This window comes from Streptomyces sp. NBC_01591, from assembly GCF_035918155.1.
In the GTDB taxonomy this organism is placed as follows: domain Bacteria; phylum Actinomycetota; class Actinomycetes; order Streptomycetales; family Streptomycetaceae; genus Streptomyces.
In genome coordinates this window covers 3,814,770-3,837,431 of the sequence record NZ_CP109327.1, presented here as the reverse complement: position 1 = coordinate 3,837,431, position 22,662 = coordinate 3,814,770, and the positions used below count along the sequence as shown (strand labels likewise).

21 protein-coding genes and 2 pseudogenes are annotated in these 22,662 nt (G+C 70.2%); 18 read left to right on the top strand and 5 right to left on the bottom strand.

All coding sequences use genetic code 11. The features are described from left to right. Positions 1–13 precede the first annotated feature (13 nt). Complete coding sequence (locus OG978_RS17750) at positions 14–637, bottom strand: rhomboid family intramembrane serine protease (protein WP_326766174.1); 624 nt, start codon at positions 635–637, stop codon at positions 14–16. Between the two features lie 133 nt (positions 638–770). On the opposite strand from OG978_RS17750, the gene OG978_RS17745 reads away from it, so the two are divergent. Further along, the gene (locus tag OG978_RS17745) at positions 771–1,442 is read left to right on the top strand and encodes a UbiX family flavin prenyltransferase (RefSeq protein ID WP_326766173.1); all 672 of its coding nucleotides are present in this window, start codon (positions 771–773) and stop codon (positions 1,440–1,442) included. Positions 1,443–1,450: 8 nt separating this feature from the next. On the opposite strand, the gene OG978_RS17740 is transcribed toward OG978_RS17745, so the two are convergent. Beyond that, positions 1,451–1,585: a hypothetical protein gene (locus OG978_RS17740; RefSeq protein ID WP_256088659.1), complete on the bottom strand. Its 135-nt coding sequence runs from the start codon at positions 1,583–1,585 to the stop codon at positions 1,451–1,453. Positions 1,586–1,717: 132 nt separating this feature from the next. Here OG978_RS17740 and OG978_RS17735 point away from each other — a divergent pair, with 132 nt between their 5' ends. From OG978_RS17735 to OG978_RS17710, 6 genes are all read left to right on the top strand, one after another. Continuing rightward, positions 1,718–2,173, top strand: a complete 456-nt coding sequence (locus OG978_RS17735; protein ID WP_266418001.1) for an Lrp/AsnC family transcriptional regulator — start codon at positions 1,718–1,720, stop codon at positions 2,171–2,173. A 97-nt stretch (positions 2,174–2,270) separates the two neighbouring features. Beyond that, the gene (gene mqnE, locus OG978_RS17730; RefSeq protein WP_326766172.1) at positions 2,271–3,434 is read left to right on the top strand and encodes an aminofutalosine synthase MqnE; all 1,164 of its coding nucleotides are present in this window, start codon (positions 2,271–2,273) and stop codon (positions 3,432–3,434) included. Between the two features lie 113 nt (positions 3,435–3,547). After that, entirely contained in the window at positions 3,548–4,075 is a 528-nt protein-coding gene (locus OG978_RS17725) for a GNAT family N-acetyltransferase (RefSeq protein ID WP_326766171.1), read from the top strand. Positions 4,076–4,227: 152 nt separating this feature from the next. Continuing rightward, positions 4,228–4,482, top strand: coding sequence for a DUF4229 domain-containing protein (locus tag OG978_RS17720; protein WP_317866102.1), 255 nt, complete (start codon positions 4,228–4,230; stop codon positions 4,480–4,482). A gap of 430 nt (positions 4,483–4,912) precedes the next feature. Next, positions 4,913–6,259: a dicarboxylate/amino acid:cation symporter gene (locus tag OG978_RS17715; protein WP_326766170.1), complete on the top strand. Its 1,347-nt coding sequence runs from the start codon at positions 4,913–4,915 to the stop codon at positions 6,257–6,259. 161 nt (positions 6,260–6,420) lie between these two features. Further along, positions 6,421–7,050: a TetR/AcrR family transcriptional regulator gene (locus OG978_RS17710; protein WP_326770063.1), complete on the top strand. Its 630-nt coding sequence runs from the start codon at positions 6,421–6,423 to the stop codon at positions 7,048–7,050. Here OG978_RS17710 and OG978_RS17705 read toward each other — a convergent pair. Continuing rightward, positions 7,004–7,885, bottom strand: a complete 882-nt coding sequence (locus OG978_RS17705; RefSeq protein ID WP_326766169.1) for a MaoC/PaaZ C-terminal domain-containing protein — start codon at positions 7,883–7,885, stop codon at positions 7,004–7,006. The two genes, OG978_RS17710 and OG978_RS17705, sit on opposite strands and share 47 nt — an antisense overlap. A 56-nt stretch (positions 7,886–7,941) precedes the next feature. On the opposite strand from OG978_RS17705, the pseudogene OG978_RS17700 reads away from it, so the two are divergent. The 11 genes and pseudogenes from OG978_RS17700 to OG978_RS17650 all read left to right on the top strand — a co-directional run. Then, positions 7,942–8,823: pseudogene (locus tag OG978_RS17700) on the top strand (AMP-dependent synthetase/ligase); the annotation flags it as partial. 66 nt (positions 8,824–8,889) lie between these two features. Then, positions 8,890–9,852, top strand: a complete 963-nt coding sequence (locus OG978_RS17695) for a phosphotransferase family protein (RefSeq protein WP_326766168.1) — start codon at positions 8,890–8,892, stop codon at positions 9,850–9,852. A gap of 541 nt (positions 9,853–10,393) precedes the next feature. Beyond that, positions 10,394–11,257, top strand: a complete 864-nt coding sequence (locus OG978_RS17690; RefSeq protein WP_326766167.1) for an isocitrate lyase/PEP mutase family protein — start codon at positions 10,394–10,396, stop codon at positions 11,255–11,257. A 167-nt stretch (positions 11,258–11,424) separates the two neighbouring features. Further along, positions 11,425–11,925 carry a hypothetical protein gene (locus tag OG978_RS17685; protein WP_326766166.1) on the top strand — a complete coding sequence of 167 codons (501 nt, stop codon included), beginning with the start codon at positions 11,425–11,427 and terminating at the stop codon, positions 11,923–11,925. 190 nt (positions 11,926–12,115) lie between these two features. Next, positions 12,116–13,060: an LLM class F420-dependent oxidoreductase gene (locus OG978_RS17680; protein ID WP_326766165.1), complete on the top strand. Its 945-nt coding sequence runs from the start codon at positions 12,116–12,118 to the stop codon at positions 13,058–13,060. A 10-nt stretch (positions 13,061–13,070) separates the two neighbouring features. Continuing rightward, positions 13,071–13,868 carry an SDR family NAD(P)-dependent oxidoreductase gene (locus OG978_RS17675; protein WP_326766164.1) on the top strand — a complete coding sequence of 266 codons (798 nt, stop codon included), beginning with the start codon at positions 13,071–13,073 and terminating at the stop codon, positions 13,866–13,868. 159 nt (positions 13,869–14,027) lie between these two features. Then, the gene (locus OG978_RS17670) at positions 14,028–15,149 is read left to right on the top strand and encodes an LLM class flavin-dependent oxidoreductase (protein WP_326766163.1); all 1,122 of its coding nucleotides are present in this window, start codon (positions 14,028–14,030) and stop codon (positions 15,147–15,149) included. Positions 15,150–15,316: 167 nt separating this feature from the next. Beyond that, on the top strand, positions 15,317–17,056 hold the full coding sequence (locus tag OG978_RS17665) for an N-acyl-D-amino-acid deacylase family protein (protein ID WP_326766162.1): 1,740 nt from the start codon (positions 15,317–15,319) through the stop codon (positions 17,054–17,056). A gap of 22 nt (positions 17,057–17,078) precedes the next feature. After that, the gene (locus OG978_RS17660; protein ID WP_326766161.1) at positions 17,079–18,542 is read left to right on the top strand and encodes an aldehyde dehydrogenase family protein; all 1,464 of its coding nucleotides are present in this window, start codon (positions 17,079–17,081) and stop codon (positions 18,540–18,542) included. 247 nt (positions 18,543–18,789) lie between these two features. After that, a complete protein-coding gene (locus OG978_RS17655) occupies positions 18,790–20,355 on the top strand; it encodes an APC family permease (protein WP_326766160.1) in 1,566 nt (521 codons plus the stop codon). A gap of 222 nt (positions 20,356–20,577) precedes the next feature. Beyond that, positions 20,578–21,753, top strand: a complete 1,176-nt coding sequence (locus OG978_RS17650) for a macrolide family glycosyltransferase (RefSeq protein ID WP_326766159.1) — start codon at positions 20,578–20,580, stop codon at positions 21,751–21,753. Positions 21,754–21,775: 22 nt separating this feature from the next. Here OG978_RS17650 and OG978_RS17645 read toward each other — a convergent pair. Both OG978_RS17645 and OG978_RS17640 read right to left on the bottom strand, forming a co-directional pair. After that, positions 21,776–22,012: pseudogene (locus OG978_RS17645) on the bottom strand (SIP domain-containing protein); the annotation flags it as partial. 7 nt (positions 22,013–22,019) lie between these two features. Beyond that, positions 22,020–22,661, bottom strand: coding sequence for an endonuclease (locus OG978_RS17640; RefSeq protein ID WP_326770062.1), 642 nt, complete (start codon positions 22,659–22,661; stop codon positions 22,020–22,022). Between the last annotated feature and the right edge of the window lies 1 nt (position 22,662).

The following is a 22,662-nucleotide window of genomic DNA, read 5'->3' as shown; positions in this document are numbered from 1 at the left end:
GCAGGGATCGCCCCTACGGCATGAGCGGTCGGGCGGGCGTCGCCTCGCTCCGGCGGCGGAAGACGAACGCCGCTGCCACGCCCGCCGCCAGCCCGAACAGATGGCCCTGCCAGCTCACCGAGGTGTTGGCGGGGGAGAGCCCCACCAGGATCGACGAGCCCCATATCGCGCCGATCACCAGGCCGGCGCCGATGTCGAGCACTCTGCGGTCGACGAAACCCCGGACGAGCAGATAGCCGAAGAGGCCGAAGACCAGGCCGGACGCGCCCGCCGTGTTGGAACCGCTCGGTGAGACCAGCCAGACGCCGAGCCCGTCGACCACGATGATCATCGCGGCCACGGCGGCGAATCTGCGGACGCCGCTCAGCGCGGCGAGGAAGCCGAAGACCAGCAGCGGCACGCTGTTGGAGGCGACATGGCCGAAGCCGAAGTGGATGAAGGACGCGGGCACCACGTCCAGCAGCTCGCCGGCCCGGCGGGGCTCGATCCCGAACGTGTCCAGCGAGTGGCCCATCGAGGCGTCGACGACTTCGAGCAGCCAGAGGAACGCCACCCAGCCCAGCATCAGCTTGGCCGCGGTCTTCGCGCGGCCGCCCGCACTCCACGCCGACGCGGACCGATCCGACGATGCGGCCATCGTGCCCCCCCTGCCGTCCCCAGTCGTTTCCTGTCGTCGTCCCTGTCCCCACCCCTGGAACGCCCGAGGCACCTTACTCAGTTCCGGTTTCGTACCGCCGGATAGGCTCAGGTGTGTGGATTCCGGGACTTCAGTGAGTCAGCACCAGCGGCAGCCTTGGATTGTCGGGGTTTCAGGCGCTTCGGGCACCCCTTTCGCCGCCGCCGTGCTGCGCGGTCTGCTGGCCGCGGGGGAGAGCGTCGATCTGGTGGTGAGCCGGGCCTCACGGCTGACACTGCTGGACGAGACCGGGATCGCGTTCCGCGACGGGCACTGGCAGGAGGATCTGCGCAGCTGGCTGGCGCGCGGGGCGGACGGGAAGCCGCACAGCTTCGACGTGGACGTCGAGGGCGTCCGCCACTGGGCAGCCGGCGATCTCGCGGCGGGACCGTCCTCGGGGTCGTACCCGGCGAAGGGGATGCTGATCGTTCCGGCCTCGACGGCCTGTGTGGCCGGAGTGGCGCTCGGGCTCTCGAAGGATCTGCTCCAGCGGGCCGCGAGCGTGACGCTCAAGGAGCGGCGGAAGCTGGTCGTCGCGGTGCGGGAGACTCCGCTGAACGGGCAGACGTTGAAGCATCTGGTGAGCCTGGACGAGGCGGGCGCCGTGGTGCTGCCCGCCTCTCCGGCGTTCTACGCGGGGGCGACGCACATCCAGGATCTGGTGGACTTCGTCGCCGGGCGGGTACTGGACGCGGCCGGGGTGCCGCACGACCTGTACCGCCGGTGGGAGGGAGAGCTCGGTGGCGGCTCCCGCGACAGCCTCTGAGGCTGTGGTCAGCGCTTCTTCATGGTGCGCGGCTTGCGGGTCCGGTCGACCCGGTGCGCGGCGGCGGGCTGGTGGGCACGCGAGCGGTTGGCCAGGTCCTGCAGCTCGCGCATCCGGGCGTAGGCCATCTCGATCGAGTACACGGTGTTCTCACTCCTGAAGATTCGAAAGCATTTTTTGGATGTTCGGAAAGATTTGCAGGCGATGAAGCCTGCGTGCCTTAGATTCTACACGTAAACTCGCGATACTGCTGAACAATGGAAGGTTCCAGTCACATGGACGCGGTGGACAGGCAGCTCATCCAGGCCCTCAGGGAGAACGGCAGGGCCTCGTACGCCGAGCTGGGACGGCTCGTCGGGCTCTCCGGGCCCAGCGTCACCGACCGCATCAACCGGCTGGAAACCGCCGGTGTCATCACCGGCTACCGCGCCACCGTCGACGCTGCGTCCCTGGGGCTCGGGGTCACGGCCCTGATCGGCATCTCGCTCTCCGACGCGGCCGATCACGAGGACGTGGCGCGTCGGCTGAAGGATCTCGCGGAGATCGAGGACGCCTGGTTCATCGCGGGCGACGACTCGTACATGCTCAAGGTGCGCGTCGGTGACGTGGACGGCCTGGAGAAGACGATCCGCCGGCTCAGCGGTACGAGGGGCGTCTCGCGCACCCGTACCACGATCGTGCTCTCCACCAAGTGGGAGAACCGGGTCGGGGAACTTCCCGACGAGTCGTAGGCGTAACGTGGTGGAGCCCCCGGGTGACCGGGGGTTTCGCCCGGTATCAACGGTCACCGGGAAACGCACAGCACGTCGACAACTGGGAGGCAGCCGCATGGACGTCGGGCTCAAGCGCGAGCTGGAGGAGAAGGTCCGCGCAGGGGAGCGGCTGACCCGTGAGGACGGCATCGCCCTCTACGAGTCGGACGACCTGGCCTGGCTCGGCGGCCTGGCGCACGAGGTGCGGACGCGTAAGAACGGCGACGTCGTGCACTTCAACGTCAACCGGCACCTCAACATGACCAACGTGTGCACCGCGTCGTGCGCCTACTGCTCGTTCCAGCGCAAGCCGGGCGAGAAGGACGCGTACACCATGCGCATCGAGGAGGCCGTCCGCCTCGCGAAGGCGATGGAGGGCGAGAACCTCACCGAGCTGCACATCGTCAACGGGCTGCACCCCACCCTGCCGTGGCGTTACTACCCGCGCTCGCTGAGCGCGCTGAAGGAAGCCCTGCCGCAGGTCTCCCTCAAGGCGTTCACCGCCACCGAGATCCACCACTTCGAGACCATCTCCGGGCTCTCGGCCTCCGAGATCCTGGACGAGCTGATCGAGGCCGGTCTGGAGTCGCTGACCGGCGGCGGCGCGGAGATCTTCGACTGGGAGGTCCGCCGGCACATCGTGGACCACGCCACCCACTGGGAGGACTGGTCGCGCATCCACCGCCTGGCGCACGAGAAGGGGCTCAAGACCCCGGCGACCATGCTGTACGGGCACATCGAGGAGCCCCGGCACCGCGTCGACCACGTGCTGCGGCTGCGTGAGCTCCAGGACGAGACCGGTGGCTTCCAGGTCTTCATCCCGCTGCGCTACCAGCACGACTTCGTGGACATGAAGGACGGCAAGGTTCGCAACAAGCTCCAGGCGCGCACGACGATGGCGACCGGCGCCGAGGCGCTGAAGACCTTCGCGGTCTCGCGGCTGCTCTTCGACAACGTCCCGCACGTCAAGGTCTTCTGGGTGATGCACGGCGTGCAGACCGCCCAGCTCGCGCTCCAGCACGGTGCGGACGACATGGACGGCTCGGTCGTCGAGTACAAGATCACGCACGACGCGGACAACTACGGCACGCCGAACAAGCTGGGCCGCGAGGACCTGCTGGACCTGATCCGTGACGCGGGCTTCCGGCCCGTCGAGCGCAACACGCGGTACGAGATCATCCGCGAGTACCCGGGCCCGGACGCCGGGCGGCGCGAGTCGCCGCAGCCGATGCGCGTCTGACCCGCGAGGCCCTGGCAGCTCAGGTGTTACGGGAGCCCCGGCCTTCGGCCGGGGCTTTCTCGCGTGCTGGACATGGTTTGAGGCCGTCGGTCGGTAATAGTTAATCTGCACTTATGGCGCTTACTTTTGAGCTGGACCCCAAGTTCGACCGCACCCTGCGGGACGGCATCGCCGAGCTGTGGACCGATGTCTCCAACGCGGACGGCGCGGTCGGCTTCGTACCGCCCGTCACGACCGACGACGTCCGGCCCGAGCTGGTCAAGCATCTGGTCGCCATGGCCGAGGGGCGCACCCGCCTGCTGATCGGCCGCGACGAGGAGGGCGCCGTCGCCGCCACGGCCTTCCTCGCCCTCAACACCCACCGGCTCATGACCCACTGGCTCTGGCTCTACACGGTGATGGTCCACCCCCGCCACCAGGGCAAGGGGTACGGCCGCGACCTCATGGACGCCGCGGCGCAGGCGGCCCGCGGGATCGACGGGATCGAGGCCGTCCGGCTCACCTGCCGCGGCGGTACCGGCGTCGACACGTTCTACGCCTCGTGCGGATACAAGGAGGTCGGGCGGGTGCCCGACGCGATCCGGGTGGCCGACGGGGACGACCGCGACGACATCATCATGCTGCTGCCGCTCGGCCGCTGAAGCGCGTCCCGCCTCCTTTGGTGGAGCCCTCCGAACTGATCGATTCCGGGGCATGCTTCACTGGTCGGGCAGGATCGAAGGACCGTCATACGTTGAGAGAGAGGCCAACTGTGTCCGCTGCCAAGCCGAGCGCGACAATTCGGTACACCGCGATGCGCCTCAGTATCTTCGTCGGCTGCTTCGCCGTCGCAGCCGTGGCCGTCCACTTCGGCCTGCTGCCCTCCGGGACGAACGGCTCCAATCTCGTCTGGGTGATTCTGCTCGCCCTGGTCCTGTCCGCGCCGCTCAGCTACGTGCTGCTGCGCAAGCAGCGCGACGAGATGTCCGAGCAGATCGTGTCCACGGTCGACCGCGCCAAGGAGCGCCTTGAGGCGAACCGGACCCGCGAGGACCACGTCACCCCGTGACGACAGTGACGACGACGTGAGGGCTGCGTAAGGGCTACGTAAGCTTCCTCACATCCGCACTGTTTCCGTTCGAAACCCCAGCGCCGGAGCGTCCGCTCCTGTACTGGGGTTTTGTCGTTCCCGCAGGGCTCCGGAGCGTGGTGGCGGCGGTGGCGTCGGGCAAGCGAGGTCAAAGAAGAGCTTTGAGTTCCTCAAAGTTCAAGTGTTAACGTGTTCGACATGAAGACAGCAGTGCGCCATCAATTCGCCGCGAGCGTCCCGCTCGTGGAGCGCCTGCATGTCGATCTCTGCCGCTGTATGTCCGCGGTCTGTTGCCGCAACGTCTGAACCGGCACCATGCAGCGGCGCCGCCCCTGACGCGGGCGCCGCACCCCCGTCCCCCGCACAGTCGTCCCCGTGCGCCCCGATGCGTCACATCTGGAGTGTGTCCGTGTCCGCGAACCCCGCGTCCACCGCTGCCGGCAGTCCGTCCGGCTCCGGTTTCCGTATACCCAAGGTCCCGTTCTGGGCCCAGATAGTCGCCGGTCTCGTCCTCGGTGTCGTACTGGGCTGGCTCACACGTACGTACGACATCGACTGGCTCTACACCACGCTCGACAAGGTCGGCCACATCTTCGTCCAGCTGCTGAAGCTGGCCGTCGCGCCCCTCGTCTTCTTCGCGATCCTGGTGTCGATCACCAACCTGCGCAAGGTCAACAACGCCGCCCGGCTGGCCACCCGCACCCTGCTCTGGTTCATGATCACCTCGCTGATCGCGGTCGCCATCGGCCTCGCCATCGGCCTGATCACCAACCCGGGCTCCGGAACGGGCCTCACGCCGAAGGACGGCAAGCTGCCGGAGCACGCGGGCTCCTGGCTCGACTTCCTCACCGGCATCATCCCGGACAACGTGATCACGCCGTTCACCGAGCTGAACGTGCTGCAGATCGTCTTCATGGCCGCCGTCGCCGGTATCGCCGCCCTCCAGCTCGGCGAGAAGGCCCAGCCGATCCTCACCCTCAGCGAGTCCGTCCTGGAGCTCCTCCAGAAGGCCCTGTGGTGGGTCATCCGCCTCGCCCCCATCGGCACCGTCGGTCTCATCGGCTACGCGATCGCCGACTACGGCTGGGACCTGATCGGCAAGTACGCCACGTTCACCGCCGACGTCTACATCGGCTGCGCCCTGGTGCTGTTCGGTGTGTACCCGCTCCTGCTCGCCACCGTCGCCAAGCTCAGCCCGGTGCAGTTCTTCAAGGGCGCCTGGCCGGCGATCCAGCTGGCCTTCGTCTCCCGCTCCTCGGTCGGCACCATGCCGGTCACCCAGAAGGTCACCGAGCGCCTCGGCGTTCCGAAGGAGTACGCCTCCTTCTCCGTCCCGTTCGGCGCCACCACCAAGATGGACGGCTGCGCCGCGATCTACCCGGCGCTGGCGGCGATCTTCATCGCGCAGATCTTCGACGTGCAGCTCGGCGTCGGTGACTACATCCTCATCGCGTTCGTCTCGGTGATCGGTTCGGCGGCCACGGCCGGTCTCACCGGTGCGACGGTCATGCTGACCCTCACGCTGTCGACGCTGGGCCTCCCGCTGGAGGGCGTCGGTCTGCTCATGGCCATCGACCCGATCCTGGACATGATGAGGACCGCCACGAACGTCGCAGGTCAGGCGCTGGTCCCGGTGATCGTCGCGGCCCGCGAGAAGATCCTCGACCACGACGCGTACAACTCGGCCTCGTCCTCCCCGGTCGATGGCGACGAGGTGCGCGAGACCGAGCCGGAGCGGGTGCCGGTCGCCGCGTAACCGCTCACGCACGACACACGGCAGCGCCCCCGGTCCGCCTTGCGGCAGGACCGGGGGCGCTGCCGTGTACTACGGGGCGGAGGCCCGCGCCGTACCCTTACCGGGGAGTGGCACACCGGGGGCGGGAGGAAGTCGACGTGGGTGCTGTGAAGAGCAAACGGATGCCGCGGGCCGTGCGTGAGCAGCAGATGATGGATGCCGCCGTGCAGACCTTCGGGCAGCGCGGGTACCGGGCCGCCTCGATGGATGAGATCGCCGAGCTGGCGGGGGTGTCCAAGCCGCTCGTCTATCTGTATCTCAACTCCAAGGAAGAACTCTTCACCGCGTGTATTCGGCGCGAGGCGAAAGCGCTGGTCGAAGCGGTGCGGGCGGGGGCGGAGCCGGGGCTTCCGGCCGATCGGCAACTGTGGTCCGGGCTGCGGGCGTTCTTCACGCACACGGCGGAGCATCCGGACGGCTGGGCCGTGCTGCACCGCCAGGCGCGTACGCACGGCGAGCCCTTCGCCAACGAGGTGACGGCGATGCGGGGCGAGATCGTTGCTTTCGTGACGGAGCTGATCGGGGCCGCGGCACGCGAGGCGCACCACGATCCGGCGCTGCCCGACCGCGATGTGTCGGGGCTCGCGCAGGCGCTCGTGGGGGCCGCGGAGTCGCTCGCCGGGTGGGCGAACGAGACCCCGGGCGTCTCGGCGAAGGAGGCCGCGGCCACCCTGATGAACTTCTCCTGGGCGGGGCTGGAGAACCTTATGAACGGCCGTCCCTGGCAGCCGCCGAACCCGTCCGCCCGGTGAGGTGGACGCGGCCGTTGCCGCGCAGCTGGAAGCCGGTGGCGTCCGCCGCGTAGGTGACGGTGGCGGGCAGCAGGACGGGGGCCTTGAAGTCGGCCCGTACCCAATGGACTTCATCGGGCCGTGGCGTCTCGGCCAGGCAGCGGGCGACGGTCCACATGCCGTGGGCGATGGCTCGGGGGAAGCCGAAGAGCCGGGCGGTGAGAGGGTGCAGGTGGATGGGGTTCCGGTCGCCGGACGCGGCGCCGTAGCGCCGTCCCAGATCGCCGGGCAGTCGCCACTCGGCGACGGCGGGAGGCTCGGCGGCGGGAAGCCCGGCGGCGGGGGGCTCTGTGGCAGGGGTGCCGTCCGTCGTCCCGGGTGGGCGATCTGTCCGTGGGGTGCTTCTCGTGTGCCGGGAGAGGTAGCCGCTGCGGGACTCCCGGACCAGCTCGCCCGCCAGCCGCGCCTCGGTGACCATCGTGACCTCGGTGCCGCGCCGGTGTGGCGTCAACTCCTTGGCGTACACCGTGAGTTCGAGCGGGTCGGCGGGGTGCAGGGTCCGGTGGCGGGTGACCTCGATCCAGGTGTGGACGAGGCCGACGACCGGCAGCGGGAACTTCCGGGCGGTCATCAGCCGCATGGTGGCCGGGAAGCCCAGTACGTGCGGGTAGGTGAGCGGCAGCGGTCCCGGGTCGGTGTAGCCGCAGACCCGGCGGTACGCGGCGAGCGGGGCGGTGGCGATCGGCGCGGCCGGGAGTACGGCCCGGTCGGCGGGCAGGGTGGCGCCCGGGCGGCCGGCCCTCTTGAACGGGGACGTGACAGCTGCCCGTACAAGTGACACGTTCACATTCGGCACAGGGTCACGCCCCCAGCAGGCTCTGGCCGCAGACGCGCACGATCTGGCCGTTGACGGCCGTCGAGGCCGCCGAACACGGCACCGGCCCCGGCCCCGGGGTGGGTCTGCGGGCCGCCCGCGCCCTGTACGACCCGCTGGTCTACCGCCGGATCCGGGCCGCGCTCGGCGGCCGTGTCCGGTACGCGATCTGCGGCGGCTCCCCGCTGGGACACCGGCTCGCGGCGTTCTACGCGGGCGCGGGCATCGAGATCTTCGAGGGCTACGGCCTGACGGAGACCACCGCCGCCGCCACCGTCACCCCGCCGCTCAAACCGCGCCTGGGTACCGTCGGCTGGCCGCTGCCCGGCACCGCCGTGCTGATCGCGGACGACGGCGAGGTGCTGCTCAGCGGCGGTCAGGTGTGCCAGGGCTACTGGGACGCCGAACGGGGCCGGCCCGTACCCGTACAGGAAGGCGGCTGGTTCGCCACCGGAGACCTGGGGGCGCTCGACGAGGACGGCTATCTCACGATCACCGGCCGCAAGAAGGACATCATCATCACCTCCGGCGGCAAGAACGTCACTCCGGCACCCCTGGAGGACTGGCTGCGCGCCCACCCCCTGGTCAGCCAGTGCATGGTGGTCGGCGACAACCGCTCCTTCATCACCGCCCTGATCACGCTGGAGCCGGACGGGCTCGCCCACTGGCGGCAGATGAAGAAGAAGCAGCACGTGCCGATGCGGGAACTCGTCGACGACGACGAGCTGCGTACGGCGCTGCAACGCGCCGTCGACGAGGCCAACCGGCTGGTCTCCCGCGCGGAGTCGATCCGTAAATTCGCCGTCCTGCCCGTGGACTTCACCGAGGAGGGCGGCCATCTGACGCCCTCGCTGAAACTGAAGCGGGAAGCGATCGCACGGGACTTCGAGGAGGAGATCGAGGCGCTGTACCGGAAGTGACTCCGCTCTGCCGTTGCCCGGACCGCTGACCGGTGTCCACCTACCGGCCGTCGGTACGCTCCTCGTATGGGTGAAGCGGCAGGCAACGGCACCGGCTGGGCGGCGACGCGGGCGTGGGTCGGGAAGAACCTGGCGCCGGGGGAGCGGATCGAGGGCTCGGAGCGACTGCGCGGCGGATGGTCCTCGCAGATGCGCCGGTTGGACATCTCCGGTCCGCAGGGCAGGCGTTCGCTGGTCCTGCGGTCCTTCGTCAAGCCCTTCTTCGTACGCCATGCGCCGGGGCTGCTCACCCGTGAGGCGGACATGCTGCGGCTGCTGGGCGATACGGACATCCCGGCGGCGCGGTGCGTGGCCGTCGATGCCCGGGGCGAACACTGCGACCACCCCTCGCTGTTGATGACGCTGCTGCCCGGTGAGGTGCGGGTCGACGACGCCGGGGCGGCGGAGCGCATCGGGCTGCTGGCGGGGCAGTTGGCCGCCATCCACCGGGTCGCGGTCACCGACCGGACCCGTCCGCGCGACTACGAGGCGTGGACCGCGCCGGACCGGGTGCGGGTGCCCGAGTCCACCGGCCGGCCGCTGCTGTGGCGGCGGGCGGTGGACGTGCTCCGGCGCGAACCGCCCGCGTACGCCCCGCGGTTCCTGCACCGCGACTTCCACCCGGGCAATGTGCTCTTCGGCGGCGCGGGGGCGGACCTGCGGATCAGCGGGGTCGTCGACTGGGTCGAGACCTCCTGGGGCCCGGCCGACCTGGATGTCGCCCACTGTTCGACCGCGCTGGCACTGCTGCACGGCGTCCCGGCCGGGACGGTCTTCGCCGGGCGGTACGAGGCGGCGGGCGGTCAACTGGCCGACAGTGCGGCGGACCACCTGTACTGGCGGCTGCTGGACGCGCTCGCCTACGCCCCGGACGCGGAGAAGCTGGCGGGCCCGTGGCGGGAGCTGGGACGGACCGATCTGACGCCCGAGGTGCTCACGGAGCGTCTGGAAATGTATGTGGAAAGCCTGCTCGAACAGTTCGACCGGTAGACGCCCCGTCGGTGGCAGTCGGCGGGATGGAACGTTCCTGCCGGAGTGGTCCGGCCAAGCGTCGGACCATTCCTTCCGGCCATGCCGCTCCGGCATTCCCGCCTGCGTCAACACGGCGCATTCATAAGGCAGTCGACGCATTCCCGGGTTGTTGTTTCGGATGATCCGAAAGAAGCGCCCCCTGAATTCGTCGCGCGTTCAACAGGCGCCCGGCGTACGCCCGGGAAGCTTCGTACGCAAGGTCAAATTCGGCGTGTTCCTGGGTAAAGGTACAGTCACGGCTGTATAGATATACGCGTCTTCGCAAGAGGGCAGTTCTGTGTCCCGTGCGGCATCCATGCCGCCGCCTCTTCCGCATGTGAGTGCCGCGCGTAGTGTCCCCGCGCCCGCGGCATCAGTGCGTCGCCGGAGCCCGCAGCACCCGGGTCGGCATGGCTCAACACCTGTTTCACCCAACGGAATCACCGAACCGACGGCTCGGCCCATCGGCGATGCGCGGAGCGTCGGTTCATGAATCAACGAACAATGGCAAGGAGACGCTGTGCGCTACGGAACCGTGCTGAGGGAAGAAGTCCGATCTCCGGGAACGACTCCCCTCATCGGCATCTACGACATGTACTCGGCCTCTGTCGTGGCCCGGCACTACGACGGATTCTTCGTGTCCGGATTCGGCTTCGCCGCCTCCCACTACGGGCTCCCCGACATCGGCTTCATCGCCTGGCCGGACATGGTGGCCTTCGTGGAGCGGCTGCGGCTGGCCTTCCCCTCGCACCACCTGCTGGTCGACATCGACGACGGCTACGTCGATCCCGAGGTCGCCTGCCACGTGGTGCAGCGACTGGAGCGGATCGGCGCTTCCGGCGTCATCCTGGAGGACCAGAAGCGCCCCCGCAGGTGCGGTCACGCGGACGGCAAGCAGGTGCTGCCGCTGGAGGAGTACCTGGAGAAGCTCAACCTCGTGCTGGAGAGCAGGCGGGACCTGGTGGTCGTCGCCCGCACGGACGCCACGGAGGAGGCCGACATCCTGCGCCGGGCCGAGGCGCTGGCCGAGACGGACGCCGACGTCGTCCTGGTCGACGGAGTGCGCAGCGTCGAATGGATCAAGCGCATCCGGAAGGTGGTCGGTGACAAGCCGCTGCTCTTCAATCAGATCGCGGGCGGCAAGTCGCCCAGGCTCTCGCTCTCCGAACTGACCGACCTGGAGTGCCAGGTGGCCATCTACAGCACTCCCTGCCTCTTCGCCGCGCACGCGGCCATCGACAGCGCGCTGACGGATCTCAAGAAGGCCGACGGGCGGCTCCCCGAGTTCGTGGCCGCCGAGGGGATCGGGGTGCAGCGTTCGACGGAACTGCTGGAGAAGAACATCAGCAGGCACCACTCCGACCGCGAGTCCGTGACCGTCTGACGCGGACGACGCGCCGGGAGCGGGCGGCCCGGCCGTATCCGCTCCGCCCGAACGCCGGGGCCCCGTGGAGCACCCCCACGCTCCACGGGGCCCCGGCACCACACGAACCACAGCGATACAGGCCGCACGGGCCAGGACCGTGCGGCCGGGAAAGAAGGACACGGACAATGGGAATCACCTCGTCCAGGGCGCGTGCGGCACTGGCTTCGGTCGTCCTCGGTGCGCTCTGCCAGGGCCAGTGGGCCGCCGGTACCGCCTGGGCCGACGCCCCGGACGGTGGCATGGAGACGCACCACGGACCTTCCCTGATCACCATCGACAACTCCAACGCCGACTCCTGGCTGGAGGTGGACCGCACGCTCAATGTGCTGGGCCCCTTCAGCAAGGGAACGGCCGGCAGCGACCACGACGGCGGCGGGGGCGCGATCGACCAGAACGTGTCGGGTTCGCAGGGCGTGGGCGTCCAGGCCGCACCGGACGAGAACGAGGACGAGGACAACGAGGACGAGGGCGGGAACGGGGGCGCGGCGGCGCCGGGGAGTGCGACGGGCCCCGGCACCGCGGCGGCCCCCGAGAGCGCGGCGACCGGCGGGGACGACGACGAGGGCGACGCCGATACCGAGGCCGCCCGCCCGCCGGAGGCCTCCGCCGTTCCGCCCCTGCTCTGATCTCTCCACCACTACGAGCACGAGCCGCTGAGGGACAACCGGATCACGGTGCTCTCGTGCGAGGGCGGGTTCCCGTTCCGGGACGCACGCGGCCGACAGCCCCTTGCCTGATGCGGCGTCAGGCATGACGATGGCCCCCGCGCCCGTCAAGTGACGATGCGTCAGATTGTCTCGGGGAGGAGGCCGTCCGGTGCCGATATCACCCACCGGGCCGCTGTCGTACGGGATGCAGCTGCCGATCCAGTCGCAGAGCACCATCTACGCCGAGGGGTGGGAAGCGGCGGCCGGCCCGGCCGACCTCGCCGCGATCGCCCGCACCGCCGACCGCACCGGCTTCGCCTATCTGGCGAGCTGCGACCATGTCGCGATCCCCCGGCGGCTCGCCGGGGTCATGGGCACCGTCTGGTACGACCCGGTCGCCACCCTCGCGTATCTCGCCGGGATCACCGAGCGGGTCCTGCTGATGAGCCATGTCGCTGTCGTCGGCCTGCGGCACCCGCTGGCCACCGCCAAGCAGTACGCCACCCTCGACCACCTCTGCGGCGGCCGGCTGATCCTCGGCGTCGGGGCCGGGCACGTGCCGGAGGAGTTCGAGGCGCTCGGGGCGGACTTCGACGGGCGGGGCGGGGTGCTCGACGAGACCATCGACGCGCTGAAGGCGGCGCTCGGCCCGCAGGAGTACCCGGAGTTCGCGGGGGAACGGTTCTCCTTCGGCGGCCTCGGGCAGCTGCCGCGTCCGGCCCAGGAGCGGGTGCCGGTCTGGGTGGGCGGCTCCTCGCCGGCCGCGGTGCGCCGGGCGGCCGTGCGGGGCGACGGCTGGCTGCCGCAGGGCGATCCGCGGGAGAAGCTGCCCGCGCAGATCGCCCGGCTGAAGGAGTTGCGGGAGGCGGCCGGGGTCGAGGACCCGATCGTCATCGGAGCGATCACCGAGCCGCTGTACGTCGGTGAGCCGGAGTGGTCCGTCGGGCGGCGCACCCTCACCGGAAAGCCGGAGGCCCTCGCCGAGTCGTTGCGCGCGTACGGGGGCATGGGCGTCCACCAGATCCAGGTGCGGTTCCGCAGCCGGAGCCGCAGCGAACTGACCGACCAGATGGCGGCGTTCGCCGCCGAGGTCGCACCCCATCTCGACAGGTAGGAGTCAGGCCATGGGCAAGCTGGACGGGCGGGTCGTACTCATCAGCGGTGCGGCGCGCGGACAGGGCGAGCAGGAGGCGCGGCTCTTCGCGGCGGAGGGCGCACGGGTGGTGATCGCCGATGTGCTCGACGAGCAGGGCGAGGCGCTGGCCGAGGAACTCCGGGGCGAGCTGGGGAAGGATGCCGCCCGGTTCGTCCACCTGGACGTGAGCCGGGAGGAGGACTGGCAGGCCGCGGTCGCCGCCGCGAAGGACGCCTTCGGGAGGATCGACGGGCTGGTCAACAATGCGGGGATCCTCCGCTTCAACGAGCTGGTGAGCACGCCGCTGGAGGAGTTCCAGCAGGTGGTGCAGGTCAACCAGGTGGGCGCGTTCCTCGGGATCAAGAACGTCGCGCCGGAGATCGGGGCGGCGGGCGGCGGGACCATCGTCAACACCGCCTCGTACACGGGGCTCACGGGCATGGCGTTCGTGGGCGCGTACGCCGCCACCAAGCACGCGGTGCTCGGGCTGACCCGGGTGGCGGCGGTGGAGCTGGCCGCGAAGGGGATACGGGTCAACGCCGTCTGCCCCGGGGCCGTGGACACCGCGATGACCAATCCGGCGGCGCTGGACCCGGCCGCGGACCCGGAGGAGTCCAGGGCGGCGGTGGACGAGCTCTACCGCAAGCTGGTGCCGCTGGGGCGGATCGGGCAGCCGGAGGAGGTGGCGGCGCTGGCGCTCTTCCTGACCTCGGAGGACTCCTCGTACATCACCGGGCAGCCGTTCGTCATCGACGGGGGCTGGTTGGCGGGCGTCAGCCTGTTCTGAACCGGTCTCCCGAGCCGGTCCTCCGAGCCGGCATTCGAGCCGGTCTTCCGAGTTGGCCTGACGATGCGTCAGGTATTGACGGGTGCGGGTGCCGGTGGAACAGTCGGACGCATCACGATCTGACGGAGTGTCAGAAACGAATGAGGACGGTGAACCCCCTTGGAATTCGGGCTCTTTGTACAGGGGTACGTGCCCGCCGCGCGGGCCAAGGTCGACCCCGGGGCAGAGCACAAGGCGCTGATCGAGGAGACCGAGTACGTCATCCAGGCGGACAAGTCCGGCTTCAAGTACGCCTGGGCCTCCGAGCACCACTTCCTGGAGGAGTACTCGCATCTCTCGGCCAACGATGTGTACCTGGGCTACCTCGCCCACGCCACCGACCGCATCCACCTCGGATCCGGCATCTTCAACCCGCTCGCCCCGGTCAACCACCCGGTGAAGGTGGCCGAGAAGGTCGCCATGCTCGACCATCTGTCGGAGGGGCGCTTCGAGTTCGGCTCGGGGCGCGGGGCCGGCAGCCACGAGATCCTCGGGTTCATGCCGGGCATCACCGACATGAACCACACCAAGGAACTCTGGGAAGAGACCATCGCCGAGTTCCCCAAGATGTGGCTCCAGGACGAGTACGTCGGCTTCCAGGGCAAGCACTGGTCGCTGCCGCCCCGCAAGATCCTGCCCAAGCCGTACGGGAAGTCGCACCCGGCGATGTGGTACGCCGCCGGGTCGCCGTCCTCGTACGCGATGGCGGGGAAGAAGGGGCTCGGCGTGCTGGGCTTCAGCGTGCAGAAGGTCTCCGACATGGAGTGGGTCGTCGAGTCCTACAAGAACGCGGTCAAGGAGGCCGAACCCGTAGGGGACTTCGTCAACGACAACGTCATGGTCACCTCCACGGCCATCTGTGCCGAGACGCACGCCAAGGCCGTCGAGATCGCGGTCGGCGGCGGGCTGAACTATCTGCAGTCGCTGCTCTTCCGCTACCACGACACGTTCCCCCGGCCGGAGGGCATCCCGGAGTGGCCCGAGCTGCTCCCGGAGTACACCGAGGAGATCATCGAGCTCCTGATCGCCGAGGAGCTGATGATCTGCGGTGATCCGGACGAGGTGCTGGGGCAGTGCAAGCGGTGGGAGCAGGCGGGGGCGGACCAGCTGAGCTTCGGGCTGCCGATCGGGGTGAGCCGGGAGGACACGCTGAACTCGATCCGGCTGATCGGTGAGCACGTGATCCCGAAGATCGACACGGACCCGGTCCACCGGACGTCCCGCTTCCGCGACGCGGCGTAGTGGTTCCGGGGGCTCCGCCCCCGGACCCCCGCTCCTCAATCGCCGGAGGGGCTTGGTTCCGAAAGCTGCGGCGTCTTCCCGGACCGCCGCTCCGTGGAGCCGGGGTGCGTACCGCGGCCGTGCGCACCCCGGCTGCACACCCACCCACCACAGAAGGGAACCCCGTCATGCTCGACCACCTCATCCGCGGAGCGACCGTCGTGGACGGCACCGGCGGGCCCTCGTACCCGGCCGACATCGGCATCCGCGACGGCCGGATCGCCGTCGTCGCCGAACCGGGCACGCTCACCGAGGAGGCCGTCACCACCGAGGACGCCACCGGTCTCGTCCTCGCGCCCGGGTTCGTCGACCCGCACACCCACTACGACGCCCAGCTCTTCTGGGACCCGTACGCCACCCCGTCCATGAACCACGGCGTCACCACCGTCGCCGGGGGCAACTGCGGGTTCACCCTCGCCCCGCTCCACCCCGAGCGCCCCGAGGACGCCGACTACACCCGCCGCATGATGTCGCGGGTGGAGGGCATGGCCCTCAAGGCGCTGGAGGAAGGCGTCGACTGGAGCTGGTCCAGCTTCCGCGAGTACCTCGACGCCCTCGAAGGGCGGATCGCCGTCAACGCCGGGTTCATGGTCGGGCACTGCGCCCTGCGCAGGCACGTCATGGGCGCCGACGCGATCGGCGGACAGCCCACGCCCGAACAGCTCGACGCCATGCTCGCGCTGTTCCACGACGCGATGGACGCCGGAGCCTGGGGGCTCTCCACCACCCAGTCCGCCACGCACTCCGACGGCGACGGGCAGCCCGTCGCCTCCCGGCACGCACTGCCCGAGGAGCTCCTCGCCCTCTCCCGGGCCGTCGGCGAACACGAGGGCACCCAGCTCGAAGCGATCGTCGCCGGTTGCCTCGACCAGTTCTCCGACGAGGAGATCGACCTCCTCGTCGACATGACCGCCACCGCCGGACGCCCGCTGAACTGGAACGTCCTCACCATCGACGCCGCCGTTCCCGAACGCGTACCGCGTCAGCTCGTGCCCAGCGAACGGGCCCGCCGGGCCGGTGGCCGGATCGTCGCGCTCACCATGCCGATCCTCACCCCGATGAACATGTCGCTCGGCACCTTCTGCGCCCTCAACCTCATCCCCGGCTGGGGCGACATCCTCGCCCTCCCCGTCCCCGAGCGCATCGAACGGCTCCGCGACGCAGCCACCCGCGCCGAGATGCTCCGCCGCGCCGACAGCAAGGAGGCCGGTGTCTTCCGCCGCCTCGCCGACTTCGGGCGGTACGTCATCGGCGACACCTACAGCGAGGCCAACGAGGGGCTGAGCGGCCGCGTCGTACGCGACATCGCCGCCGAGCGCGGGCTGGACCCCTTCCACTGTCTCGTCGAGATCTGCGCCGCCGACGAGCTGCGTACGGTGCTGTGGCCCATGCCCACCGACAACGACCCGGACTCCTGGGCGCTGCGCCGCGCGACCTGGGACCACGAGGACGTCATGCTCGGCGGCTCCGACGCGGGCGCGCACCTGGACCGGATGTGCGGTGCCCCGTACACCACCCGGTTCCTCGGCGACTGCCTGCGCGGCCGGAAGCTGGTCCCCCTGGAGCGGGCCGTGAAGATGCTCACCGACGACCCCGCCCGGCTCTTCGGGCTCCGCGACCGGGGCCGGATCGAGGAGGGCTTCCACGCCGACCTCGTCCTGTTCGACCCGGAACGCATCGACGCCGGGCCCGCCACCCTCGTGCACGATCTGCCCGGCGACAGCCCCCGGCTCGACTCCAGGGCCATCGGCATCGTGTCGGTCCGCGTCAACGGGGTGGAGACCCTGCGCGACGACAAGGCGACCGGCGCGGTCCCCGGCACGGTGCTCCGCTCCGGGCGCGACACCCGGACGGTGAGCACGGTATGAGCGACGGGAAGGTGAGCAACGTATGAGCGACGGGAAGCGGAGCCTGTTCATCGGCGGCCGGTGGACCGAACCCGACCACGGCCACTACGAGGTGATCGACCCGGCCACCGAGGAGGTCGTCGGCCTCGCCCCCGAGGCGAGCCGCGAGCAGGTGTACGCGGCGGCGGCCGCGGCCCGGGAGGCCTTCGCCACCTGGTCCCGCACCCGCCCCGAGGAGCGGGCCGAGATCCTGGACCGGGCCGCCGGCCTGATGCTGCGCGACCTCGACGGCAACACCGCACTCGCCCGCGCGGAGAGCGGCGCCACCACGGCCACGGCACGCGGCATGCAGGTCGCTGTCGGCGCCGCCCGCTTCCGCCGGTACGCCAGGGGCGCCCTGGAACCGGTCGAGGAGGCCGTCGCGCCACAGATCAACGAGGCCGGGCCGATGGGGCGGGCGGGGGTCTTCGGGGCGCTCGCCGTCCGCCAGCCGGTCGGCGTCGTCACCTGCATCACCTCGTACAACAACCCCTGGGCCAACCCGGCGGGCAAGGTGGCCCCCGCGCTGGCCATGGGCAACACGGTCGTCGTGAAGCCCGCCCCGCAGGACCCGCTCTCCGTCTACCGGATGGCCGAGGCGCTCGAAGAGGCGGGCGTTCCGCCGGGTGTCGTCAATGTCGTCACCGCTTCGGGCCCCGAGGCGGGGGAGGCCGCCGTCGACTCTCCGGACGTCGACATGGTCAGCTTCACCGGCTCCACCGCCGTCGGGCAGCGCATCGCCGAGGTGTGCGGGCGCTCCATGAAGCGGCAGCTGATGGAGCTGGGCGGGAAGGGCGCCGCGGTCGTCCTCGACGACGCGGACCTCGATTCCGCGGCGGCGGGCATCGGCACCACGTTCTCCTTCTACAGCGGCCAGATCTGCACGGCCCCGACCCGGGTCCTCGTCCAGCGCGGTGTTCATGACGCCCTGCTCGGGAGGCTCGCCGCGTACGCCGGCCATCTGAAGGTGGGCGACCCGGCGGCCAGGGGCACGGTCGTCGGCCCGGTCATCTCCGCCGCCCACCGCGACCGCGTCGAGTCGTATGTCGAGCTGGGCCGGAAGGAGGGGGCGAGGGTCGTCACGGGCGGCGAACGCCCGGCCGGGCTCGACCGCGGTTTCTACGTAGCCCCGACCCTCCTCGCCGACTGCACCAACGACATGCGCGTCGTCCGCGAGGAGATCTTCGGTCCGGTCGTCGTGGTCGTCCCCTTCGACGAGGAGGAGGAGGGCATCGCGCTCGCCAACGACAGCGACTACGGACTGATCGACTACGTCTGGTCCTCGGACGTGGCCCGCGCCTTCCGGGTGGCCCGTCGGCTGCGCGCCGGCGGGGTCGGGCTGAACACCATCGGGCGGAACATGGAGGCCCCGTTCGGCGGGTTCAAGAAGAGCGGTGTCGGGCGCGATGTCGGCTCGTACGCCCTGCACGCGTACGGCGAACTCCAGTCGATCGTCTGGCCCGGCTGAACCGGCACGCCCCCGTGGGTGTCCGCTGAGCGGACACCCACGGGAAAATTTGAACCACCGCAAAACGGACAGTGCTGCGATTCCCGTACGGTGCTGCGATCGGGTCTCGGCCTCGCATCGCAAGGTGGCATTCGCGAAAGACCTTCAATTAATCAAGGTCTTTCCGTATTGTTGCCTGGAATTCAAGGGTGAGACGGCGGAGTCTCATTCTCCGGATGTGGAAATCGTAGCGTTTATCGTCCTTTTCATGACTCAGCTGGACGCGCGGCCACGGGCCGGAGACACGGTACGGGGCACCACCCCGGCCGACGGCGGCGTACGCGGCAAGGGCCTGGGCGGGAACTCCGTCGGCCTGATGGGCAGCGCCGTCATCGGCATCTCCACCGTCGCCCCCGTCTACTGCCTCACCTCCACCCTCGGCTCCACCGCGGGAGAGGTCGGCGTGCAGATGCCCGCCGTCTTCCTGGCCGGCTTCCTGCCGATGCTGCTCGTCGCCTTCGCGTACCGCGAGCTCAACAAGGCGATGCCGGACTGCGGTACCTCCTTCACCTGGACGGTCAAGGCGTTCGGCCCGCGCATCGGCTGGATGTGCGGCTGGGGCCTGGTCATCGCGACGATCATCGTCCTGTCGAACCTGGCGGGCGTCGCCACCTCGTACTTCTGGCTCCTGGCGGGCGAGATCACCGGCAGCGACTCGATCGCCGCCCTGGACGACAACAAACCCGTCCACATCCTCACCTGTCTCGCCCTGATCGCGATCGCAACGGCGATCAGCTACCGGGGGATGACGGCCACCAAGGGCATCCAGTACGCGCTGGTGGGCCTTCAACTCGTCGTCCTCGCGCTGTTCGTGGCGATGGCCGTGCAGAAGGCGCAGAGCGGGGAGTTCGCCTCGTCCCTGGACTTCTCCTGGTCCTGGCTGAACCCGTTCGCCGTGCAGTCGTTCGCCGCGTTCACCGCCGGCCTGTCGCTGTCGATCTTCATGTTCTGGGGCTGGGACGCCTGTCTGACCGCCAACGAGGAGACCACCGGCAGCGAGAAGACCCCCGGGCGGGCCGCTCTCATCGCGATGATCGTGCTCGTCGGCTCCTACCTGGCGACCGGCGTCGCCGCCCAGATGGCCGTCGGCTCCGGCACCTCCGGTCTGGGCCTCGCCAACCCCGGCACCTCCGACAACGTCTTCGCCGCGCTCGCCGGCCCGGTCATGGGCCCCGGCCTCGGCATCCTGCTCTTCGTCGCCGTGCTCGCCTCCGCCGCCGCGAGCCTGCAGACCACCTTCATCCCGGTGGCCCGCACGGTGCTCGCGATGTCCACCTACGAGGCCCTGCCCGCCTCGTACGCCCGCGTCCACCCGCGCTTCCGGACCCCGGGCAAGGCCACCGTCACCGCGGGCGTCGCGACCGGTGTCTTCTACACGGTCATGACCCTGGTCAGCGAGCACGTCCTGGTCGACACGATCTACGCGCTCGGCCTCATGATCTGCTTCTACTACGCGCTGACGGCGTTCGCCTGCGCCTGGTTCTTCCGCGCCGACCTGACCCGCTCCTTCCGCGACCTGGTCTTCAAGGGCCTGTTCCCGGGCGTCGGCGGCATCCTGCTCACCGCGGTCTTCGGCAAGACCCTCTACGACATGTGGGACCCGGCGTACGGCTCCGGCTCGTCGGTCTTCGGGGTCGGCTCGGTGTTCGTCATCGGCGTCGGGCTGCTGCTGCTCGGTGTGGTGCTGATGCTGGTGATGCGGCGCCGCAGCCCGGCGTTCTTCCGCGGCGAGGTGCTGACCAAGGAGACCCCGTCGCTGGTCGTGGAGGACTGAGCGGCCCGGCAGGGCGTCCGCCGAAAATCCCGTGCGCGTGCGTACGGGGACGGGCTAGGGTCCCGGGCATGTTCTTCATGCATCAGCTCTACGGCTGACACACGGGCGGGGCATGTACCCCGTCCCGCTGATCCCGAGTGCGCCCACGGTGGTTTCCGCCCGTGGCCGGCGCACCGGATCGCTGTGTCCCCTTCACCGCAGACCTGAAAAGAGTGATCCTCCATGTCACGTCGCCGTGCCCATGTCGCGATGATCGGCATCCCCGCCGTCAGCCATGTCCTGCCGAGCCTTGAGATCATCCGCGAGCTGGTGGCCCGCGGCCACCGGGTGACCTACGCCAACGACCCGGCGGTGGCCGCTCTGATCGAGGCGACCGGCGCCGAGTTCGTCCCCTTCGACTCCGGACTGCCGGTCGCCGACAACGACTGGCCCGACGACCCCATCGCCGCGATGGGCGTCTTCCTCGACGACGCGGTCCAGGCCCTCCCGCAGCTGCGCGCCGTCTACGACCACGACCCCGCGGACCTCTACCTGTACGACATCGGCGCCTACGCCGCCCGCGCCCTCGCCGAATCGCAGGGGCGGCCCCTCATGCAGCTCTCCCCGACGTTCGTCGCCTGGGAGGGCTACGACCAGGACGTCGCGGCGCACCTGTGGCAACTGCCGGGCGCCGACGCGTACCGGGCGAAGTTCGCCCGCTGGCTCGCCGACTGCGGGGCGTCCACCACCGACATCGACGCCTTCGCGGGCCGGCCCGCGCACACCCTGGCGACGATCCCGAAGGCGATGCAACCGAACGCCGACCGGGTCGACACCGACACGGTCACCTTCGTCGGCCCCTGCTTCGGCGCGCGGGCGGACACGGAGACCTGGACGCGTCCCGCCGGTGCCGAGAAGGTGCTGCTGGTCTCCCTCGGTTCGGCGTTCACGAAACGGCCGGAGTTCTACCGCCAGTGCCTGGCCGCCTACGGCGACCTGCCCGGCTGGCACGTCGTGCTCCAGATCGGGAAGTACACGGACCCGTCGGAGCTCGGCAACATCCCGCCCACTGTCGAGGTGCACTCCTGGGTGCCTCAGCTCGCGATCCTGGAACAGGCCGACGCCTTCGTCACCCACGCCGGAATGGGCGGCAGCAGCGAAGGGCTGTTCACCGGTGTGCCGATGATCGCCGTGCCCCAGGCCGCCGAGCAGTTCATGAACGCGGACCGGCTCGTCGAGCTGGGGGTGGCCCGCCGCATCGACACCGACGAGGCCACTGCGGAGGCCCTGCGGACCGCCCTGGTCGAGCTCGTCGCCGATCCGGAGGTCGCCCGCCGCTCGGCGCTGCTCCGCGCCGAGGCGCGGGCCGAGGGCGGGACCTCGCGGGCCGCCGGCCTGATCGAGGACATGCTGGGCTGACCCGCCGGCCCGCTCGGCCGGCGCGCCAGTAACCCAGCGCGTGCACCCGCTCCTTGGGGACGGCCAGGTCCTTGCGTACGTACGCGGACAGGGACCTGGTCGTCGCCGTGTCGCAGGCGATCCAGACGTACGCGTCGGAGGCGTCGGCCCCCAGCAGGCCGGGCAGTGCCGCCTTCACCTCGGCGACCGGTCCGGCGCCCCGGTCGCGGCGCGGCACCGGGTGCAGGGTGTGGTGGTCCGGGTCCAGGCGGAGCGCGGCGCGGTCCTCAGGCCTGCGCCCGGACATCGTCCACGATGTGCTTGTCGAGTGCCGCGCGCACCAGGGCCGCCGCGAGCACGGCGACCCCGTGCCCGTCCGTCGGCTCCGCCAGCTCCGCCAGCTCCGCCAGTTTCGCCGGGGAGGCGGGCAGGCCCAGCCGTTCGGCGCCCTGGAGCGCCTTCCCGTCCACGAACGGAGCCACCTCCGGCCACACCGCCTGCACCTCGCGCACGAAGATGTCCGCGCCGGCCGGGCCGATGCCCGGGGTGCGCCGCAGCCCGGCCCGCAGGGCGTCCAGGTCGCCGTCGGCCGCCTCGCGCAGCCGCCGCAGATCGTCCCCGTAGTCGTCCAGCAGGAGTTGCGCCCCCTCGCCGAGCTGGGTGGCGGTCCGCTCGTCGTAGCGCCGGTAGCCGCCCTCGCCCAGTGCGTCCACGCGCTGCTGCCAGGTCGCCGCGGCCATCCGGTGCGGCGAGCGCATGCCGTGGGCGAACAGCGCACGCGCTGCCGACACCGCCACGGAGGCCCGGATGCGGGCGCTCAACAGGTCGCTGAGGACCAGGAGTTGGTACAGAGGCTGCGGTGTGTTCCGCAGCCGGATCCCGGCCTCGGCCGCGTAGGTGGTTCCGTAGCGGTCGAGCAGGACCTCCATG